The sequence below is a fragment of the Paenibacillus sp. BK033 genome (genome assembly GCF_004345425.1).
In the GTDB taxonomy this organism is placed as follows: domain Bacteria; phylum Bacillota; class Bacilli; order Paenibacillales; family Paenibacillaceae; genus Pristimantibacillus.
The window spans coordinates 1,077,232-1,094,794 of sequence record NZ_SLVP01000001.1 but is presented as its reverse complement, the minus strand read 5'-3'; the positions used below and the strand labels follow the sequence as shown (position 1 = coordinate 1,094,794).

The window sequence follows — 17,563 nt, the reverse complement described above, 5'->3', positions numbered from 1 at the left end:
TATTTAACCCATCCAGTTGATCAGTCCGGCAATCGCAAGGCAGATCAATGCCAGCACAAAGGACCAGGTCGCAACCTTGTTTCTTATCCTTCTGTCCGATGGCTGCTCCGTATTAAAATTGCTTCTTTGCTGCTCAGGCGTTGTCCAGGCTCCCAAAGCGACCCCCGATATCAAAATAAATGCGCAGCCGATATAGACGAATAACTGAAACATTTAGGCGTACCTCCTCGCTTGCTGTCACGATAGTGTAATCATGTATACGGACAATTGCCGAAAAAGTTTTCGATAATGGAAAAAGACGGTCCCGCTTCAGGACCGTCTTCTCAAACCTTCTATCTGTATATGATCTCCTATCCCGTGCACATCGTCTATCTCGAATCGCTTGGCCCCTGCCGGAATGGCGTCTTGCTGTAAGGTATATCCCGGCCAGACCGCTACTGCCGTAATGCCATTCAGTTCGCCCAGCAGCCGTTCATCCTCCGCCTTTCTCACGATCACAAGCTTCGGGAACCGCTCAGCCTTAAACCCTTCAACAAGGATAAATGCCTCTGCCGGCGCTTCCCCGATCAGCTCAACCAATGCGGAAGGCTTCTCTTTCACGATTGCCGTCCGGTCTGCCGAAGTAATCGCCGACCAGACGGCTCCGGAGGAACGGTGCCGGGCGGTATCCGTATGCGCCGGCTCCGCCTCAAAATGGTGGCCGTCATGCTTAATCGTTGCGACCATCACGCCGCGGGACACCAAATAATCGATCAACCGGCATATGAGCGTTGTTTTGCCCGTATTTTTAAAGCCTGTAATCTGATATACGGCTGCTGCCAAGGCTACACCCCCTTTCGTAATTTCGCTTCCTCGTATTGCTCCGGAGTATTGATATTGTCAACAAAGCTAAGAGCTATGCCGGCCAACGTAAACTCCTCATCCGGAACCCGAGTATAGTCGATCCGCTTCAAAAAGCCCTTCATGCTGTAGTCGCCTTCCTGCAGGCAACGCTCTGCCTGCTCGAGGCATTCCGCGCGATAAACGGCATGCAGCGGATGAAGCTGCCCCTTAATCTCAGGCACGGCAGCCAGACTTCCGCTCTCTTCCATCCGATGCTGCAAATAGGAGGCTGCCTTAGCCGATACAAACGGCATGTCGCAAGCGGATACCCAGAGGGCTGAATAACAATTGTATTCAAACGCGGTATGAAGAGCGGCAAGCGGCCCTTGTCCCGGCGACGTATCAATCAGGCAGGGCAGCTTCAAGCCGGAGAGGAGCTTAGCCTGCTCCTCGGACGCGACGACGGCCGTAACGCTTCCGCATAACGGCAGCATGCCGTCACGGACCTGCTCAATCATAAACCGCCCTTCCATCGGCAGGAGCGCTTTCATTAATCCGCCCATCCTCCTGCCTTGGCCTCCGGCCAATATGATACCGCCTATCATTCTTTCACCAGTCCCATCTCCCGCTCTTCCCGCAAATACTCGGCAAGCGGCCGTACCTTCACCGCGCTTGTCTTGAAATCCGGCATTTTGCAGTTCGGATCAAGCAAGGCATTGGTAGCCCGGTTCACGTTCTGGGCATCTCCCCAATGCATCGGGATAAATAACGTATCCTCGCGAATGTCCGAAGTAAGCTTCGCACGGACGATAACCGTTCCCCTGCTCGATTGCACGCTGGCCAGAACGCCATCCTCAAGCCGGTATTTCCGAGCAGTCAGCGGATGAATCTCCAGTATGTTTTCCACCTCGCGGGCAGCGAGAACGGGGCTTCTTCGCGTCTGCACCCCTGTCAGGTAATGGGACAGCATACGGCCGTTTGTCATGTACAACGGATATTCTTCGTTTGGCTGCTCCGCCGGAGATAAACTGTCTACGGTCTGGAATACGGCAAGCCCGTCCCGATGGGCAAATCGCTCGCCAAACAACCTTGGAGTCCCCGGATGGTCAAGGGACGGGCATGGCCAATAGATCCCCTCCTCCTTGCGGAGCCTCTCGTACGTAATGCCGTAATAATCCGCAATGCCGCCGCGGCTGGCGATCCGCAGCTCATTAAAGATATCCTCCGGCCGGCGGAAGGCGAAATACTTCTCCTTGCCCAGCCAGTAAGCCAAGTCGCACAGAATCTGCCAGTCATGACGCGCTTCTCCCGGAGCCGAACGGCCAGCAGGCCGCAGCAGAACCCGGCCCTCGAGGTTTGTCATCGTCCCCTCATTCTCGAGATATGCGGTGACCGGCAGCACGATATCGGCCAGCTTGGCGGTCTCGGAGAGGAACATATCCGCAACGACGAGAAATTCCAGCCGCTCCAGCGCTTCTTCCACCAGGAGGGCGTTTGGGTTCGATACAATCGGATTAGAGCCCATTACGAACAGCCCTTTTATATCTCGGCTATGAACAAGCTCCATCATTTCGTACGCGGATACCCCTTTGCCCGGCAGCTCTTCGGGTTTAATTCCCCATACACCAGCTATATAAGCTCGGTCTTCCGGATTTTCAATCAATCGGTAACCGGGCAGCTGGTCTGCTTTTTGCCCATGCTCGCGTCCGCCCTGCCCGTTCCCTTGCCCGGTTACGGCGCCGTAGCCGCAGCCCTCCCTGCCGATTTTGCCCGTAGCCAGAATCAGGTTAAGAAAATTTCTTACGGCCATATGGCCATCCGCGTGCTGTTCAACGCCGCGGGCCGTAAAAACCATTCCCGTACGCGCCTTGCCAAAGCTGATAGCCGCTTTGCGGATCAGATCCATGCTTACGCCGGTCACGTCCGCTATTTCATCGAGGTCAAGCGAATCCACATGCTCCCTCACCTCGGCAAAGCCTTTCGTTCTGCTCTTGATAAAGCCTTCATCAATGAGCTTCTCGTCAAATATTACCTTCAGCATGCCATTCACCAGCGCCGCATCCATGCCGGGCTTCACCTGAAGATGGAGATCGGCGATAGAAGCGGTGGCCGATACTCTGGGGTCGATAACAATTATGATAGCCCCGTTATCCTTCGCTCTCGTAAAATACGGCATCAGCGTCGGCTGGCATTCCGCGATGTTAGTCCCCGCCAAAATAATGCATTCGGCTAGCGGAATGTCCGACAGCTTGTTTGTCAGGCCGCGGTCGATGCCAAAGGTTTTTACGCCAGCCGATGCCGCGGCCGACATGCAAAACCTGCCGTTATAGTCGATGTATTTAGTCTGCAGGGCAACCCGAGCAAACTTGCCCAGCAAGTAGGCAGATTCGTTTGTAAGCGATCCGCCGCCGTACAGACCAACGGAATGGGCGCCATGCTCCGTTTGCAGACCGGTCAGCCGAGTGCTGACTGCCTCGAGCGCTTCCTCCCAAGTTACCTGCGTCAGCTTGCCGTTTTTACGCATCATCGGATGAAGCAGCCTTTCCCTGCTGACTGCATGTTGATGGGCGTTCATCCCCTTCACGCATAACCGGCCCTCGGAAGCTTTATTCGGAATCGCCGTTACCTGGTAGGCTGGCCGCCGTCCCGAACGGTCCTCCGCAACCTCCATCTTGCATTGCACGCTGCAGAAGGGACATTGCGTGGCCATTACTTCCTTGGCCTGCTCCACCGTGAATGTCATTGTTTCTATGTGCCGCTCCATACCATCTCCGCCCTTTCCGCCGCCTGCATACGGCTGATTAAATCTTCCTGCTCTCCGCGATCGAGCAGCTTCTCCCTAAGCGGCTGGAGGCCGATTCGCTCAAGCCATTTCCAAGGGCGCTCCCCGTAATAAGCGGACTCCCTGTACGACTGAACGCAGGCTGCTGCCAGCTTCAGCGCCATTTCTTCCTCCGCCACTACAGCAAGCAGCTGCGCTTGCTTGACCGGATGCTCCGAATGACCTCCGACGTAAACCTCCCAGCCGGCAGGTACGGCAGCAAGCCCAAAATCCCGAACCAGAACGTCCGAAGTTTGCAAATAATGAACGGACCGCTCGGTTTGCACCGGATACGGCAGTTGCAGCTCCCGGGCATCCCATGATAACTCCGTGATCTCGTGGTCTAACAACGGACTTGCCGGCTTTTTGGATTCCTGGTTCAATCCCATATAATAAGGAATAGCCCCGCGGCAAACGACGCAGCCGTCAGCCTTGCTCCAGCCAAGCTTTTCTCTTGCCTGCGCCGCGTCTGCATACTCCCGCTTCGCAATTTCGGCCTTCACTTCTTCATGCCCCAGCTCGGTACAGCCGCAGATCGGCACCGTCTTTTTGGTTCCGCCTCCGGCTCCCGCCAGCACGCTTGCGAGTACCGCGCCAACCAGCTGTTTGCAGCCCCCGCAGGAGCCGGACGCTTTTGTCTTATCCCGGATCTGCTCGACCGTCAGCAATTTGTCCTCCTGAATGGCGCATACGATAGCTCCTTTGCTCACGCCGTTGCACGAGCATACGGTCTGGTGATCGGCCATCGCAATAACAGCCTCATCGGCACCGCCTGATGCCCCTTCCGTCTTTTCAAGGAGCACCTCCGCATCCGTTTTCTTCTTCAAATAATCCAGCAGCTTCATTCCCTCGGAACTGTCCCCGTACAATACGGCACCGGCTATCCTGCCGTTTCTGACGGTTACCTTCTTGTAAGTGCCCCGCAGACCGTTATATTGCTGCAGCGCCACCTCAATATCGCCTTGAATATCTCCTGCAGAGAACACGTCCACCCCGGACACCTTCAGCATGGAATAAGGAATGGAGCCTTTGTAAGGGGGAGTATCCGCATCCGTTAATACCTTGGCCAGCACTTTTCCCTGCTCGTACAGCGGTGCGACCAATCCGTATACCGTCCCGTTATGCTCGGCGCATTCCCCAACCGCATAGATATGAGGCATATTGGTCCGCATGTAATCATCAACAAGAATAGCCCGGTTTGTGGCAATTCCGCTGTTATTGGCTATCTCGACGTTGGGACTGATTCCGACGGCCAATACAATAAGATCCGCCATAAGCTTTGTTCCGTCACTGAACAACAGCCCTTCGGCCCGTTTGCGGCCGATAATTTTCTCCGTCCGTTTCTCCATCCAGAACCGCATGCCCTGCTGCGTAAGCTCGCGCTTGAGCATATCGGCCGACATCGCGTCCAGCTGCCTGTTCATTAGATAAGGAGCATTATGAACGACATGCACCTCCATGCCCAGATTGAGCAGACCGCGCGCTGCCTCCAGCCCCAGAAGACCGCCTCCGATCACCGCCGCTCTCCGGTAGGATTCCGATGCCTCGATCATCGTCTCGCAATCTTTTATATTACGAAAGGCTGTTACGCCGGATTTGCGAATACCCGGGATCGACGGGACAAAAGCCGAAGATCCCGTTGCCAATATAAGTTCATCGTAAGGCACCGTCCTGCCCGATTCGAGATAAACGTTTTTGCCGGCCGCGTCAACCCGCACCGCCTTCTCGCCAAGCAGCAGCCGGATTCCGCGCTCCTTGTACCAAGCAAAATCATTGATGGTAATATCCGAAATGGAGGTATCCCCCTGCAGCACTTTCGACAGCATAATCCGATTGTAATTCGGATGCGGCTCATCCCCGATAATCGTGATTTCGAAGGCTCCGGGCGATAACCGGTCTATCTCCTCTACGCATCTTACGCCTGCCATTCCATTGCCGATTACCGCTAGTTTCCTTGTCGTCACAACGTTAATCCTCCGTTTGCCATATGCGTTAGTAATAGAAAAGAAACGATTTCCCCTTTCGCCGCGCCTCTTCCGCCCGCCGGGATTACGGCAATGGCGTTTGCTTCCGCGAATGCCGCGATATTGCCCGATTTATCGTTGGGCAGCGGCGAAATCCGCCATACTCCAAGTTCCATGGACGCTATGGCGCGTACATACCTTGGATAAGGGCAAGGCTTGCCGATCGAATCCTCCAGCTTCCCTTTGAGCCATTGATTGCGGTAATTCTTCATTCCCTTTAACCATTGAACGGCCGGCTTCACCAGCAGCTCGAGACCGGAATAACAAGCGGACGGATTTCCCGACAATCCAAACAGCAAACATTCCCCTTTCTTGAAAGCAGAGGTTGGCGTACCGGGTCTCATCAGCACCTTTGTAAACAGCGGCTCAAAGCCGGCGCTGGCGGCGGACCGCTCAACGTAATCATGGTCGCCGACCGATATGCCGCCTGTCGTAATGACCACATCGGCCTGCTCCGCGGCAAGCCTGATTTCGTTTGCCAGGATGGCAGGATGATCCGGAACCGGCTTTCGGCGAATGACATGAGCGCCAAGCTGCTTCAGGAAAGCATAAACAACAAGTCCGTTTGCGTCGTAAATCCGGTTTGCGGTAAGAGCCGTTCCCGGCTCCTGAAGCTCATCGCCAACCGGCAGAACAACGATCCGAGGCTTCGCATATACAACCGCTTCCGCCTGCCCGTAGGAGGCCAGCACCGCCATTTCTTTAGCCCCGATCATGGTTCCTTTCACAAGAATCAGCTTGCCTGGCGCAAGATCCTCTCCGGCTTCCGCGATATGTCGGCCACCCGGATGCGGACGGTCTATTCCAATCCACAGCGGCTTGCCGTCTTCCCCGTTAATGGGAGTAACCACTTCCTGCATAACAACGGTATCGTAACGATGCGGCACAGGCGCACCCGTAAAGATCCGTACGGCATCCCTATCATTAACCGGCCGGCCTGCGGTACACTCCTGAGCCCATTCCTTGGAAGCGCCCGCCTTAACCTCCGCGATCACTCTAAGCATAACTTCACTGCCCGGACCGGCGCCAAGCAAGGTTTGCGAGCGTACGGCATACCCGTCCATCGCCGCCCGGCGGAACGGAGGCATCGGAAACGGTGTAAAGAAATCTTCCGCCAGCACTCTGCCCACGCAATCCTCCAAGGGCAGCTTTTCCGTTCGAACGGGGGACATTCCCTCACACAAATGACGAATCGCTTCTTCCACGGATACAACAAGCTGCTGCTTCTGCAAGGCAGTCATTCAGGCATTCCTCCCCACCGCACAAAATGAACATAAAAAGCCCGTTCCCTATAGAAATAAGGAAGCGGGCTCCGTTGCCAAAGTCGACAGCACATCGTTGTGCTGATCATTTGTTTTGAGCATAATGTAAGTTTAGTCGCATGTCAATATAAGTGACGCAAAAATATCGACTTCTGCATTATTTTATGGATATTTTAAAATTTGGTGTTAAGTTTATTGACATGCATTTGACAATTCACCTATAATTCGAATTGGGTTCACAATGATGTGACCGTACGATCCGGTGGGTACAATGCTGTACCGCCTTCGGCAAAGAGGCCGCTTCTGTCCGCAAGGGCAGTTTGCGGCCTTTTTTTAATTTTTGAAAAGAAACGAAAATCAGACTCTCGCCCCGGGAACGCGCGTCTGCGAACGGAAAACACAGAAATATATCCATTGGAGGGAATTGGTTATGAGCAACCCTACGTCGTTTTGGAAAAGCGGGCATAAGCCTTCATTATTCAGTGCATTTATGTATTTCGATATCAGCTTTATGATTTGGGTGCTGATCGGACCGCTTAGCGTCGTTATTATCGGAGATTTTGATATGACGCCGGTTCAAAAAGCCAACCTCGTTGCGCTGCCGGTGCTTGGCGGCTCTATTCTCCGCCTGGTGTTTGGCTTCCTGACCGACTATATCGGCCCCAAGAGAACCGGGCAGCTTGGCATGCTGCTTACGATGATCCCTCTGGTATGGGGATGGAAATTCGTTGATTCCCTATCGGATCTTCATATCGTCGCCCTGATGCTTGGCGTCGCAGGCGCCTCCTTTGCCGCTGCGCTTCCGCTTGCAAGCCGCTGGTATCCGCCGCAATATCAAGGTCTCGCCATGGGTATCGCCGGCGCAGGCAACAGCGGAACGGTCTTTTCCACTTTGTTCGCTAACCGAATTGCCCAGCATTTCGGCAGCTGGGAAGTCGTTTTTGGCCTGGCGATAATCCCAATCGCGATTGCCTTCATCGTCTTTACGATTTTCGCGAAAGACAGCCCTAACCAGCCGGCTCCCAAAAAACTGTCCCAGTACGCGAAAATATTAAAGCAGCGCGACACCTGGCTTTTCTGCATTATGTACAGCGTTACGTTTGGCGGCTTTGTTGGTCTCTCCAACTACCTGACGATCTTCTTCAACACCCAATACGGCTTGTCTGCCGTCAAAGCAGCCGATTTCACTACGCTATGCGTTATCGCCGGCAGCTTCTTCCGTCCGATTGGCGGGTATTTGTCCGATAAGCTTGGCGGCATTAAGGTCCTGATGATTTTGTATACGGGTGCGGCTGTTATGCTCGCTTCCATATCGAGTCTTCCGCCGCTCTATCTCGTGATTGGTCTGCTATTCGTAGGCATGATGTGCCTCGGCGCCGGCAACGGCTCCGTATTCCAGCTGGTACCGCAGCGATTCGGTGACGAGATTGGACTGGTAACGGGGATCGTTGGCGCAGCAGGCGGCATTGGCGGTTACGCTCTCCCGCTCATTCTCGGTAATTTGTATCAATCCACTGGCTCCTACACGCCAGGCTTCCTCATTTTGTGCGGCATTGCGCTGCTAAGCGTCATTATGCTGGCGTTTGCCCAGCTGGAATGGAAGAAAACCTGGATCGGGGAAGGCGGCAAAGCCCGCAGCGTTTGACCTATAATTTTGTCCTGCCCGCATGAAAAATCTTTCCGTGAGGGTTATAATGGGAGCAGGACTGATCAATGAAGAGGAGAATTACGCATGCGGTTTATCGACAATCACAATATCACGGACCCGACGCTGAATCTGGCGCTCGAGGAATATATTTTACGTTCGCTGCCGGAAGACGAATATTTGCTGTTCTACATTAACGAGCCTTCTATCATCATCGGCAAGAACCAGAATACGGTTGAGGAAATTAACGCCGAGTATGTCAATGATAATGGCATCCATGTGGTACGCAGGCTGTCGGGAGGCGGCGCGGTCTATCATGATCTCGGGAATCTCAGCTTCAGCTTCATCATGAAGGATGACGGCAAGTCGTTCCACAACTTCAAGAAGTTCACGGAGCCCGTTGTCCGCGCGTTGCGCAAGCTTGGCGTAGAAGCGGAGCTGTCGGGACGCAACGACCTTCAGGTTGGCGAGCGGAAAATTTCCGGCAACGCCCAATTTGCAACCAAAGGGAAGATGTTCAGTCACGGCACTCTCTTATTTGATTCGGAGATTGAGAATGTCGTTTCCGCGCTTAAGGTTAACGCGGAGAAATACGTCTCGAAAGCAACCAAATCCATCCGGAGCCGCGTCGCCAACATCTCGGAATTTCTGAAGGAACCGATGACCATTCAGGAATTGAGACAGTACTTGCTGGAGTCTATATTCGAAGGCGAGCCGGAAATTCCGGTCTACGAGCTGTCCGAAGAGGACTGGGCGAATGTCCGGAAGCTGGCCGACGAGCGTTACCGCAGCTGGGACTGGAATTACGGCCGCTCCCCTGCCTTTAACGTCCGTCAGACAAAGCGTATCGAAGGCGCGGGAACTTATGACATACGCCTGCAGGTGGAGGAAGGCAAAATCGTGGATGCCGCCGTATTCGGCGACTTCTTCGGCAGAGGCGAGACAAGCGAAGTGACCTCGAAGCTGATCGGAACGCGTTACGACGCGGAATCGCTCGGCAAGCTGCTGGATGAGATCGACGTGAACTTCTACTTCGGTCCCATTACGAAGGAGCAGCTGTTGTCGCTCATGCTGTAAACGGCATCTAACCAAAAACACGGTTGCGTTTATCCGGGATAAACGCAACCGTGTTTTTATTTCGGCTAATTCTCTAACGTCCTATAAATCTTTTTGACTCTCTTTAACTGCGCATCCGTGAGCTGCTGCTCTCTTGCCCGCAGCACCTTCAGATATTCCTCTATGTTAGGAGCCGTAACCGCAAGAAGAACGCTTTCCGAATGCTGAGGAACTTCTTTGGACCTGCAGCCCTCGAGATGGCGGAGCAAGAAAGGAAAAATAACTTTATTGTTAGCCTCGCTTACAGCCGCTAATTTCGAAAGCGCAAGAACAGCCTTGTCCACGGTTATTACCGAACCGGTATTCATCGCGCTTACGATTTGATCAACATGCTCCATTATCGCTCCCGATGCCGTTTCTGCTATGGTGGACAATGCCGTCATCGCGCCCCAGACCAGCCGATTATCCCGGCTTCCCAGCAGCTCGATGAAGCGTAAAGCGTATGGGCTAATCAGCTCCGGCCTTATTTCGCCAAGCTCATAGGCGACCTTGATGCAATCATGCCGGATCTTTTTATCCTTGCTCGACAAATTTTCGATGATTTCTTGTATGCCTGCAACGTTTTCTTCGCTTGCCAGCCTTTGCGCAAGCTCAATATTTGGCTCCTCATCCTTGCGGCCTAGCCGGGAAGCCAACAAGTTCACAACGGACATGGTATCCCTCTTTTTAGCACAATAGTTAACCTACTTGCCTAGCACAAACTGCAGCCCCGACCAAAATACGCGGATCGCGAAATAAACAAAGAGCAGAGCCGAGAAAAACGAAATGACCCTCACGAATTTCGCGCCTAGCGCTTTGCCCGCCCGCCCGCTGAGGTAAGCCATGCCAAGCGACCATAATAAGCCGGCGGTGAAGAAGCCCGCGATAAATAGGGCAATCGCGTACCGGCTGTCGCCATGAACCTCGGCCACAATCGGTCCGGCCGAAGCAACAAACCACAGCATAACCGTAGGAGACGACAACGCTGCTCCAAGCCCAAACATAAAATCCGCGAGCCTCCGCTTGGGCCGTTGCCCTTCATCCGCTTCCCGCGCTTGCCAATCAATCATCCTCGGATGGAGCGATTCTTTCGCCATTTTATAAGCCAGCAGCAGCAGAACCACCGTACCCGCAATCCATAGACTCCACCGAACGGGGGTAATCTCCAATATAAAGCTGAACCCGACCAGCGCGAGCGCAAGATAGGTCAAGTCTCCAAAGCATGAGCCGAAACCGATCATAAAGGACGGCTTAAAGCCGCGCTCAACCCCGGTTTTAATAATCGCAACGTTCACCATGCCCAAATCCAAACAAAGAGATAAAGAAAATAAAAAGCCTTGTATAAACGCTAACCCTAAAACCATCTAAACGTTCACTCATCCTGCTTCCAAGATTTAACCCTGTACCAATATTCGTATTGCGTCTCGAAACCGAATTTGTCGTAAAGCCGGTTCGCCGGCTGGTTCCCCTGAACGACTAATAAATAGGCTTTATCTGCTCCGTTCCGCAACGCCCAATGGAAAATATGCAGCAGCAGCTGATAGCCCAGTCCTCTGTTACGGAACCTCTCGGATGTGACAATATCGTACAAGCCGATATAGCCATGCTCGATTACTCCGATTCCGCAGGCCGCCGGAATCCCTTCCGCGTAAAGCGTTACAAAGCATTGGCGGAGCGGCATGCCGGTCAGCATCTTAACCGCCGCTTCCCGCTGCTTGTCCGATAGCGGCATCATCTGCGTAAATTCATCCAGCCAGCGTTCACTCAGCCGGTCGTCAATCCGGCATTCGCAATTCGCCGGCAACGGAAGCTCCGTTAGTGCCGCCGTCTTCACATAAACGGGATCCACCATCCGATAACCCCGCTCCTCCAGCATAGAGTCCAGCTGGCTTGGCCTGGCGAAAGGCGTGATTTTAAAAACCGCGTCCAAGCCCCGCTCCGCATACAGCTTCTCGCAGTGAAGGATTTTTTCCGCCACTTGCCCGTAACTCTCGTACAGCGGCATCACGCAATTCGAGCGCTTCGTGTAACCGTCCGCAAACCGCAGCAGCCAGCCGTCGTAAACGACCGTCTGAAGTGACGGCCATGCGTTAAGACTTAACTCCTCTATCGTCTGATGCAGCGAATTAATCTGCATGTTCGTATCTCCCCTTCATTAAAGATGAAACCTTTCGAGCTGGGCAAGTTGATTTTCCCGCAGGAGAATTTCTCTTTGCTTAGGCCCCAGCAGGTCAAAATGCGGGTATTTATCCCGTCTATGAATATATTGCGGATTCAGACCGTTATCCCTGCACCACCGCGCAAGCTTGTCCAGATCGGAGCAGCCTACCTTGGTTACGGTCTTCATGCCCGGAAAACGCGGATCCACCCAATAATGCGTCAGGTAGGCAATCTCGCCGCGGGCGACCGCTTCCTTCCATGCCGTCATTTCAGACCTGGAAATCCCGAATGCCATCGCGCTCTAAGCTCCTTTACTCACGAATGAATATGCTTTACTCTTCCGACCTGGCCGTCTGTCAGGCGAACCTTGATGCCATGAGGGTGAGTGGGCGAATTCGTCAGCAAATCCTTCACAATGCCGCGCGTCAGCTTCCCCGTCCGCTGATCCTGCTTCAGAACAATATCCACTTCAAGACCCGGCTTCACCGAAGCGCGCTCTGTACCGTTATTCATTGTTGATCATTCCTTTGTTTGCATGTATGCTTAATAGCTTATGAAGCCCAGCATAGCATATGTAGATGAAAGATGCACTTCCAAGGCACAACTGTTATACTAGACGATAAACGAGTTCGATGAAATGAGGAAAATATACAAAATGTCAACTGAATTTATTTCCATGGGTATCATCCCGGAGCTGACGGACGTTCTTCAGTCCAATGGCATTACAAGCCCTACTCCCGTACAGAAGAAAGCAATCCCCGTCCTGCTGTCCGGGCAAGACGTCATTGCCCAGGCTCAAACGGGCACAGGCAAAACCATCGCCTTCACCCTGCCGATTCTGCAGCGCATCGATGTCGATAAAGAGCAGGTTCAGGCGCTGATTCTGACTCCGACGCGGGAGCTGGCTATCCAGATTACAAGCGAGCTGAAAAAGCTTGCAGCGGCCGTTGGCGCCAAAGTGCTTGCCGCTTACGGCGGACAAGACGTGGATGCGCAAATCCGCAAGCTGAACAATGCGCCTCATATCGTTGTGGCTACGCCGGGCCGCTTGATCGATCATATGAGACGCGAAACGATCAACCTTGGCAAGCTGAAGATGCTTGTACTCGACGAAGCGGATCAAATGCTTCACATGGGCTTCCTGCCCGAAGTCGAAAGCATCGTGGAGCAGACGCCGCGCGCCCGTCAAACTATGCTCTTCTCGGCTACCATGCCGGATCAGATTAAACGTCTCGCCGAGAATTACATGAAGGTACCGGTAGATATCAAAATCCAGAGCACCAATGTAACTCTCGATAATATCAAGCAGCTCGTAGTCGAAACAACGGACCGCGGACGCCAGAAGGCACTCATTACGCTGATCGAAACCCAGCGCCCGTATTTGGCGGTTATCTTCTGCCGGACCAAGGTCCGCGCGAAAAAGCTGAACGAAGCTCTTCAGGATTACGGCTTCGAGTCCGACGAGCTGCACGGCGATTTGACGCAGGCCAAACGCGAGCAGGTCATGAAACGCTTCCGCGACGCGAAGCTGCAAATTCTTGTTGCTACGGACGTGGCGGCGCGCGGCCTTGACGTAGAAGGCGTTACCCATGTCTTCAACTACGATGTGCCAACCGATTCCGAGATTTATATCCACCGCATCGGCCGGACAGGCCGTGCCGGACAACGCGGCATTGCAATTACGCTGGCATCGCCTTACGACCGAGGAGCGGTTGCCCATATCGAGCGCAGCATTAACGCGTCTCTTGAGCGCCGCACCGTTGAGCCGGACGGCACAATCGTGAAGAGCAATGCTCCTCATTCCGGCAGCGAAGGCAAAAGCTATGACAAACGCGGAGGACGCAGTCGCGGCGGTCGCGACTTCAAGCCTGCGCAAGGCGGACGCGGCGGCAGAGGCGAGCGCAATGAGCGCGGCGCAGGTGGTGCAGGCCGTTCGCAAGCAGGCGGACGCGGCAAGCCGGAACGAGCTGCCGTCAGCAGCACCGAGGTCAATGGCAATCCGTGGGAGGCTGCTGCTCCTGAACGGGGAGGCAGAAGCGGCGAGCGCGAATCCGGACGCGGGGGCAGAGACGCACGCGGCGCTAACCGTGGCGGCAGAGGCGAACGGACTCAAGGCGGTTCTACGCGCGGCAATACGCGCGGCGCAGCAGCCGGCGGCAGAGGCGAACGGGCCCAAGACGGCGCGACACGCGGCAGTACGCGCGGCGCAGCAACCGGCGGCAGATGGGAAGGCCGTCCAAGCAGCGGCAAGGATTCCCGCAGCTCGGGCGGCAGCGCGCCGCGCGGCGGCAGGGATTCGCGCGGCAGCAACGGCGGAGGTTCCCGCGGTCCTGCTCCAGGCGGACGCCGCGGACGCAACAGATAAGCATAAAGGAGTGGCAGTACATTGAAGAACGTGCAGCTGCCGGAGGCTTATGTCCGGCAAATGCAGGCTCTTCTCGGAAGGGAAGAAGCCGAGCGGTTTCTTGACAGCTACAATGATGCCCGCGTCTACGGGCTTAGATTTAATCCTTTGAAATGTCGACAACCTATCGGGGATCAAGCGGCTGCTCTCAAGCAGCCGTTTCAATTGGAGCCCGTACCTTGGTGCAAGACCGGTTACTATTACGGCGAAGCAGCGAGACCCGGCAAGCATCCTTATCATACAGCCGGACTATATTATATCCAGGAGCCTTCCGCGATGTCCGCGGCTGAGCTGCTGGATGCCCAGCCCGGCGAGACGGTTCTTGACTTCGCGGCTGCTCCCGGCGGCAAAACCACGCAAATCGCAGGCAGCATGAATGGCGAAGGTCTGCTCATCGCCAATGAAATCCATCCTGCCAGAGCGAAAATTTTAAGCGAGAACGTTGAGCGTCTCGGCATCCGTAACGCGGTGGTTACAAATGCCGCGCCGCAGGAACTGTCGAGACGCTTTTCCGCCTTTTTCGACCGCATCATGCTGGATTCTCCTTGCTCGGGAGAAGGCATGTTCCGCAAGGATGAAGATGCGGTTGCCGAATGGTCGGAAGCTCATGTCGCCTATTGCGCCGAGCGTTCGTCGGAGATTCTGGAGCATGCCGCGATCATGCTGAAGCCGGGCGGCATGCTTGTCTATTCGACCTGCACGTTTAACCGAGCCGAGAACGAGGATACGATTGCGCAATTTGTTGCCGCGCATCCCTCCTTCCAGGTCGAACAAATCGAGCGCATCTGGCCGCATCGGGTCCGCGGCGAGGGGCATTTCGTCGCCCGGCTGCGGAAAACCTCCGAAGGCGAGCAGCAGGAGGCGACAGATGAACCGCCAAAGAGCAAAGACAAGCGGCGGGACAAACGCGCTGCGGGAAGGTCCAAGCCGTTGACCGCCGAAATGGCCTTGTTCCACAGCTTTGCCGAGCAGGCATTGCCCGGCTTAAGCCTTGGCCCGGGCGAGCCGCTCCGCTTCGGCGACGCTCTATACTGGCTGCCCCATCAAACGCAAGGCAGCTTTGGCGCCGCTAATCTTAACGGCCTTAAGGTCGCTCGGCCTGGTCTGCATCTCGGCGATATCCGCAAGAACCGCCTGGAGCCGGCGCATGCGCTTGCTCTCGCCGTTCAGGCGGAGGACGCATCGTGGGTGCAAAGCTACCCGCCGGATGCGCCGGAGGTTGCGGCTTACCTTCGCGGCGAGACGCTGACTGCCGCAGGTGAAGAGAGCGGCTGGGGCCTTGTTGCCGTTGACGGCCTGCCGCTGGGCTGGGCCAAAGCAAGCGGCGGCCAGCTAAAGAACCATCTGCCGAAGGGACTTCGACGTTTCAATTAATCGCGGGGAATGTCGGGGATGCTGCCAGCAAGCTTTTTCCTTCTGGGTAACTACCCAAATCCGGATGTATCGTGACAGGAGTCCATTCCACACAGAGCCTTCCTCAATACAATACTGTATACCGGACAGAGGGCGAATGTACTCCAGTGACAGCAGCCTTCCAGCGGAATACAATCACAAGGAGGAATTAGCATGTCTGGCGTATATGGAGGCGGCGTCAATACAGTAGGTTTCATCCTTGTCCTTTTCATTCTTCTGGTAATCATCGTTAGAGGAGTTTGGCACTAAGGACTTGGCACTAGACCCAACTGAAGAAGGGGCAGCACCCGAGGTCATCTTGACCAAGGGGCTGCCCCTTCTTAACGTTCAATCTCTTCGCTTCAGCTCCAGGCAAATTCCCTTAGAGCGTACGCAACGCCATCTTCGGCGTTGGAACGTCCAACGATATCGGCTGCTTCCTTTACCCCGTCCGGAGAGTTGCCCATCGCAATGCCGCAGCCGGCAAACTCCAGCATGGAAATGTCGTTATAGTAATTGCCGATCGCGAGTATCCGGCTCCGGTCAATGCCCTGGCTGCTGGCGAATTGCCGCAGCGCTCTGCCCTTGCTTGCTTCCGGATGATGCACGTCGATAAAGAAATCGCCGCTGCGGATCGTGTGCAGGGACGTCGGCCATTTCTCCCACTCCTCCTGCACCCGGTCCATTACTTCGATGCTGCCGAACACCGTAAACTTGACAAGCCCCTCCGGCAAGTTTGCTCCTTGCCCCAGAACGGAAGGCGACGCATGGAACTTGCCGTACATATCGGACACCTCCGGCGTTAACGATTCGACCATCATTTCAAAAGCCGTATTTACGTCGTAATGCACCTGATTCTTCCGGCAATAATCTACGAACGGCTCCAGCTGCCGGGGCGCGATCTCGTATTGGTGGATGATTTTTTTCGTATCCGAATCAATCGTTGCCCCGCCGTTGTGCGTAATAATCGTACCGGTTAGCCCTAGCTCCTCCAGCACCGGAAAGACGCTGAAAGGCGCCCGGCCCGTGCATAATACGATGCTCGCTCCACGATCCGCCGCTTCCCGCACGGCTTCGCGAGTCTTGCTTGTCAGTTGATGATCATCCGTCAATAATGTGCCATCTACGTCAAGCGCAATCAAATCATACTGTAAGGCCATACGATTCTCCCCATCCTGTTCTCTATTTTTATTCCGAAGCCCGGTGAGCGCGCAAAAGCGCAATTTCCTCATCGGTTAATTCGCGGTAAGTTCCTTCCTCCAGATCGGCATCCAGCTTAAGCGGCCCCATCGATATTCGCTTCAGGTATACCACCTTTTTGCCTACCGCTTCGAACATCCGCTTCACCTGATGAAACTTCCCTTCCATTATCGTAAGCGATATGACCGAAGTTACGCCACCCTCGCCGCTGTCCTTTTTCAATATCTTTAGATCCGAAGGCATCGTGACGTATCCGTCATCCAGCGTAACGCCAGCCTTGAATTGCGTCTGATCCTCTTCGCCCACATCGCCCTGCACGACCGCTTCGTAGGTTTTGGGAACATGCTTGCGCGGCGACAGCAGCTCATGCGCCAGCTGTCCGTCGTTCGTGAGCAGCAGAAGTCCAACCGTATCCTTGTCCAATCTTCCCACAGGGAACGGATCCATTAATTGATCCTCCGGTTTCAGCAAATCGATAACGGTCCGTTCGCGGCGGTCTTCGGTTGCGGAGATAACGCCCGTTGGCTTGTTCATCATCAAATAGATCACCTCCCGGTACAGCACCCGTTCCCCGTCGAATGCAACCTCGTCCAGTTCCGGATCAACGAGCAGCCCGCTGTCTTTGACGACCTTTCCGGCAACCGTTACTTTACCCTGCTTTACCAGCTTCTTGATCTCGCTGCGGGTTCCGTATCCGGTATGGGACAGAAGCTTGTCTATCCGCATCTTTTTGCTCAT

General features: G+C 54.6%; 18 protein-coding genes. 5 read left to right on the top strand and 13 right to left on the bottom strand.

The window, feature by feature from the left end; genetic code table 11:
- Positions 1-3 precede the first annotated feature (3 nt).
- The 6 genes from EV294_RS04775 to EV294_RS04750 form a co-directional block, all read right to left on the bottom strand.
- Entirely contained in the window at positions 4-213 is a 210-nt protein-coding gene (locus EV294_RS04775; RefSeq protein WP_132304298.1) for a DUF5316 family protein, read from the bottom strand.
- A gap of 96 nt (positions 214-309) precedes the next feature.
- Positions 310-822 carry a molybdopterin-guanine dinucleotide biosynthesis protein B gene (gene mobB / locus EV294_RS04770; protein ID WP_165930578.1) on the bottom strand — a complete coding sequence of 171 codons (513 nt, stop codon included), beginning with the start codon at positions 820-822 and terminating at the stop codon, positions 310-312.
- A 2-nt stretch (positions 823-824) separates the two neighbouring features.
- Positions 825-1,427 carry a molybdenum cofactor guanylyltransferase gene (gene mobA / locus EV294_RS04765; RefSeq protein ID WP_132304294.1) on the bottom strand — a complete coding sequence of 201 codons (603 nt, stop codon included), beginning with the start codon at positions 1,425-1,427 and terminating at the stop codon, positions 825-827.
- Entirely contained in the window at positions 1,424-3,586 is a 2,163-nt protein-coding gene (gene nasC / locus EV294_RS04760) for an assimilatory nitrate reductase catalytic subunit NasC (protein WP_132304292.1), read from the bottom strand. Before nasC ends, mobA begins: the two co-directional genes overlap by 4 nt.
- The gene (gene nirB / locus EV294_RS04755; protein WP_132304290.1) at positions 3,571-5,607 is read right to left on the bottom strand and encodes a nitrite reductase large subunit NirB; all 2,037 of its coding nucleotides are present in this window, start codon (positions 5,605-5,607) and stop codon (positions 3,571-3,573) included. Before nirB ends, nasC begins: the two co-directional genes overlap by 16 nt.
- Complete coding sequence (locus EV294_RS04750; RefSeq protein ID WP_132304288.1) at positions 5,604-6,908, bottom strand: molybdopterin molybdotransferase MoeA; 1,305 nt, start codon at positions 6,906-6,908, stop codon at positions 5,604-5,606. The genes nirB and EV294_RS04750 overlap by 4 nt, the downstream gene beginning before the upstream one ends.
- A gap of 451 nt (positions 6,909-7,359) precedes the next feature.
- On the opposite strand from EV294_RS04750, the gene EV294_RS04745 reads away from it, so the two are divergent.
- A complete protein-coding gene (locus tag EV294_RS04745; RefSeq protein WP_132304286.1) occupies positions 7,360-8,574 on the top strand; it encodes a nitrate/nitrite transporter in 1,215 nt (404 codons plus the stop codon).
- A gap of 87 nt (positions 8,575-8,661) precedes the next feature.
- Positions 8,662-9,651 carry a lipoate--protein ligase gene (gene lplA / locus EV294_RS04740; protein WP_132304284.1) on the top strand — a complete coding sequence of 330 codons (990 nt, stop codon included), beginning with the start codon at positions 8,662-8,664 and terminating at the stop codon, positions 9,649-9,651.
- Positions 9,652-9,716: 65 nt separating this feature from the next.
- Here lplA and EV294_RS04735 read toward each other — a convergent pair whose 3' ends face one another.
- Genes EV294_RS04735 through EV294_RS04715 form a run of 5 tightly spaced genes read right to left on the bottom strand, consistent with a single transcriptional unit; the run spans position 9,717 to position 12,342 of the window.
- Complete coding sequence (locus EV294_RS04735; protein WP_132304282.1) at positions 9,717-10,343, bottom strand: hypothetical protein; 627 nt, start codon at positions 10,341-10,343, stop codon at positions 9,717-9,719.
- A gap of 30 nt (positions 10,344-10,373) precedes the next feature.
- Positions 10,374-11,033, bottom strand: coding sequence for a LysE family translocator (locus tag EV294_RS04730; RefSeq protein WP_132304280.1), 660 nt, complete (start codon positions 11,031-11,033; stop codon positions 10,374-10,376).
- An 8-nt stretch (positions 11,034-11,041) separates the two neighbouring features.
- The gene (locus EV294_RS04725) at positions 11,042-11,806 is read right to left on the bottom strand and encodes a GNAT family N-acetyltransferase (protein ID WP_132304278.1); all 765 of its coding nucleotides are present in this window, start codon (positions 11,804-11,806) and stop codon (positions 11,042-11,044) included.
- A gap of 18 nt (positions 11,807-11,824) precedes the next feature.
- A complete protein-coding gene (locus EV294_RS04720; RefSeq protein ID WP_132304276.1) occupies positions 11,825-12,124 on the bottom strand; it encodes a hypothetical protein in 300 nt (99 codons plus the stop codon).
- 20 nt (positions 12,125-12,144) lie between these two features.
- Complete coding sequence (locus EV294_RS04715) at positions 12,145-12,342, bottom strand: YwbE family protein (RefSeq protein WP_132304274.1); 198 nt, start codon at positions 12,340-12,342, stop codon at positions 12,145-12,147.
- A gap of 142 nt (positions 12,343-12,484) precedes the next feature.
- Here EV294_RS04715 and EV294_RS04710 point away from each other — a divergent pair, with 142 nt between their 5' ends.
- From EV294_RS04710 to EV294_RS30610, 3 genes are all read left to right on the top strand, one after another.
- The gene (locus tag EV294_RS04710; protein WP_132304272.1) at positions 12,485-14,194 is read left to right on the top strand and encodes a DEAD/DEAH box helicase; all 1,710 of its coding nucleotides are present in this window, start codon (positions 12,485-12,487) and stop codon (positions 14,192-14,194) included.
- A gap of 21 nt (positions 14,195-14,215) precedes the next feature.
- The gene (locus EV294_RS04705) at positions 14,216-15,607 is read left to right on the top strand and encodes an RsmB/NOP family class I SAM-dependent RNA methyltransferase (protein ID WP_132304270.1); all 1,392 of its coding nucleotides are present in this window, start codon (positions 14,216-14,218) and stop codon (positions 15,605-15,607) included.
- Positions 15,608-15,799: 192 nt separating this feature from the next.
- The gene (locus tag EV294_RS30610; protein WP_132304268.1) at positions 15,800-15,895 is read left to right on the top strand and encodes a dihydroorotate dehydrogenase; all 96 of its coding nucleotides are present in this window, start codon (positions 15,800-15,802) and stop codon (positions 15,893-15,895) included.
- A gap of 92 nt (positions 15,896-15,987) precedes the next feature.
- Here the strand turns inward: EV294_RS30610 and EV294_RS04695 are convergent, their stop codons facing one another.
- Positions 15,988-16,785 carry a Cof-type HAD-IIB family hydrolase gene (locus EV294_RS04695; protein WP_132304266.1) on the bottom strand — a complete coding sequence of 266 codons (798 nt, stop codon included), beginning with the start codon at positions 16,783-16,785 and terminating at the stop codon, positions 15,988-15,990.
- A gap of 28 nt (positions 16,786-16,813) precedes the next feature.
- Positions 16,814-17,563, bottom strand: a complete 750-nt coding sequence (locus EV294_RS04690; protein ID WP_132304264.1) for a pseudouridine synthase — start codon at positions 17,561-17,563, stop codon at positions 16,814-16,816.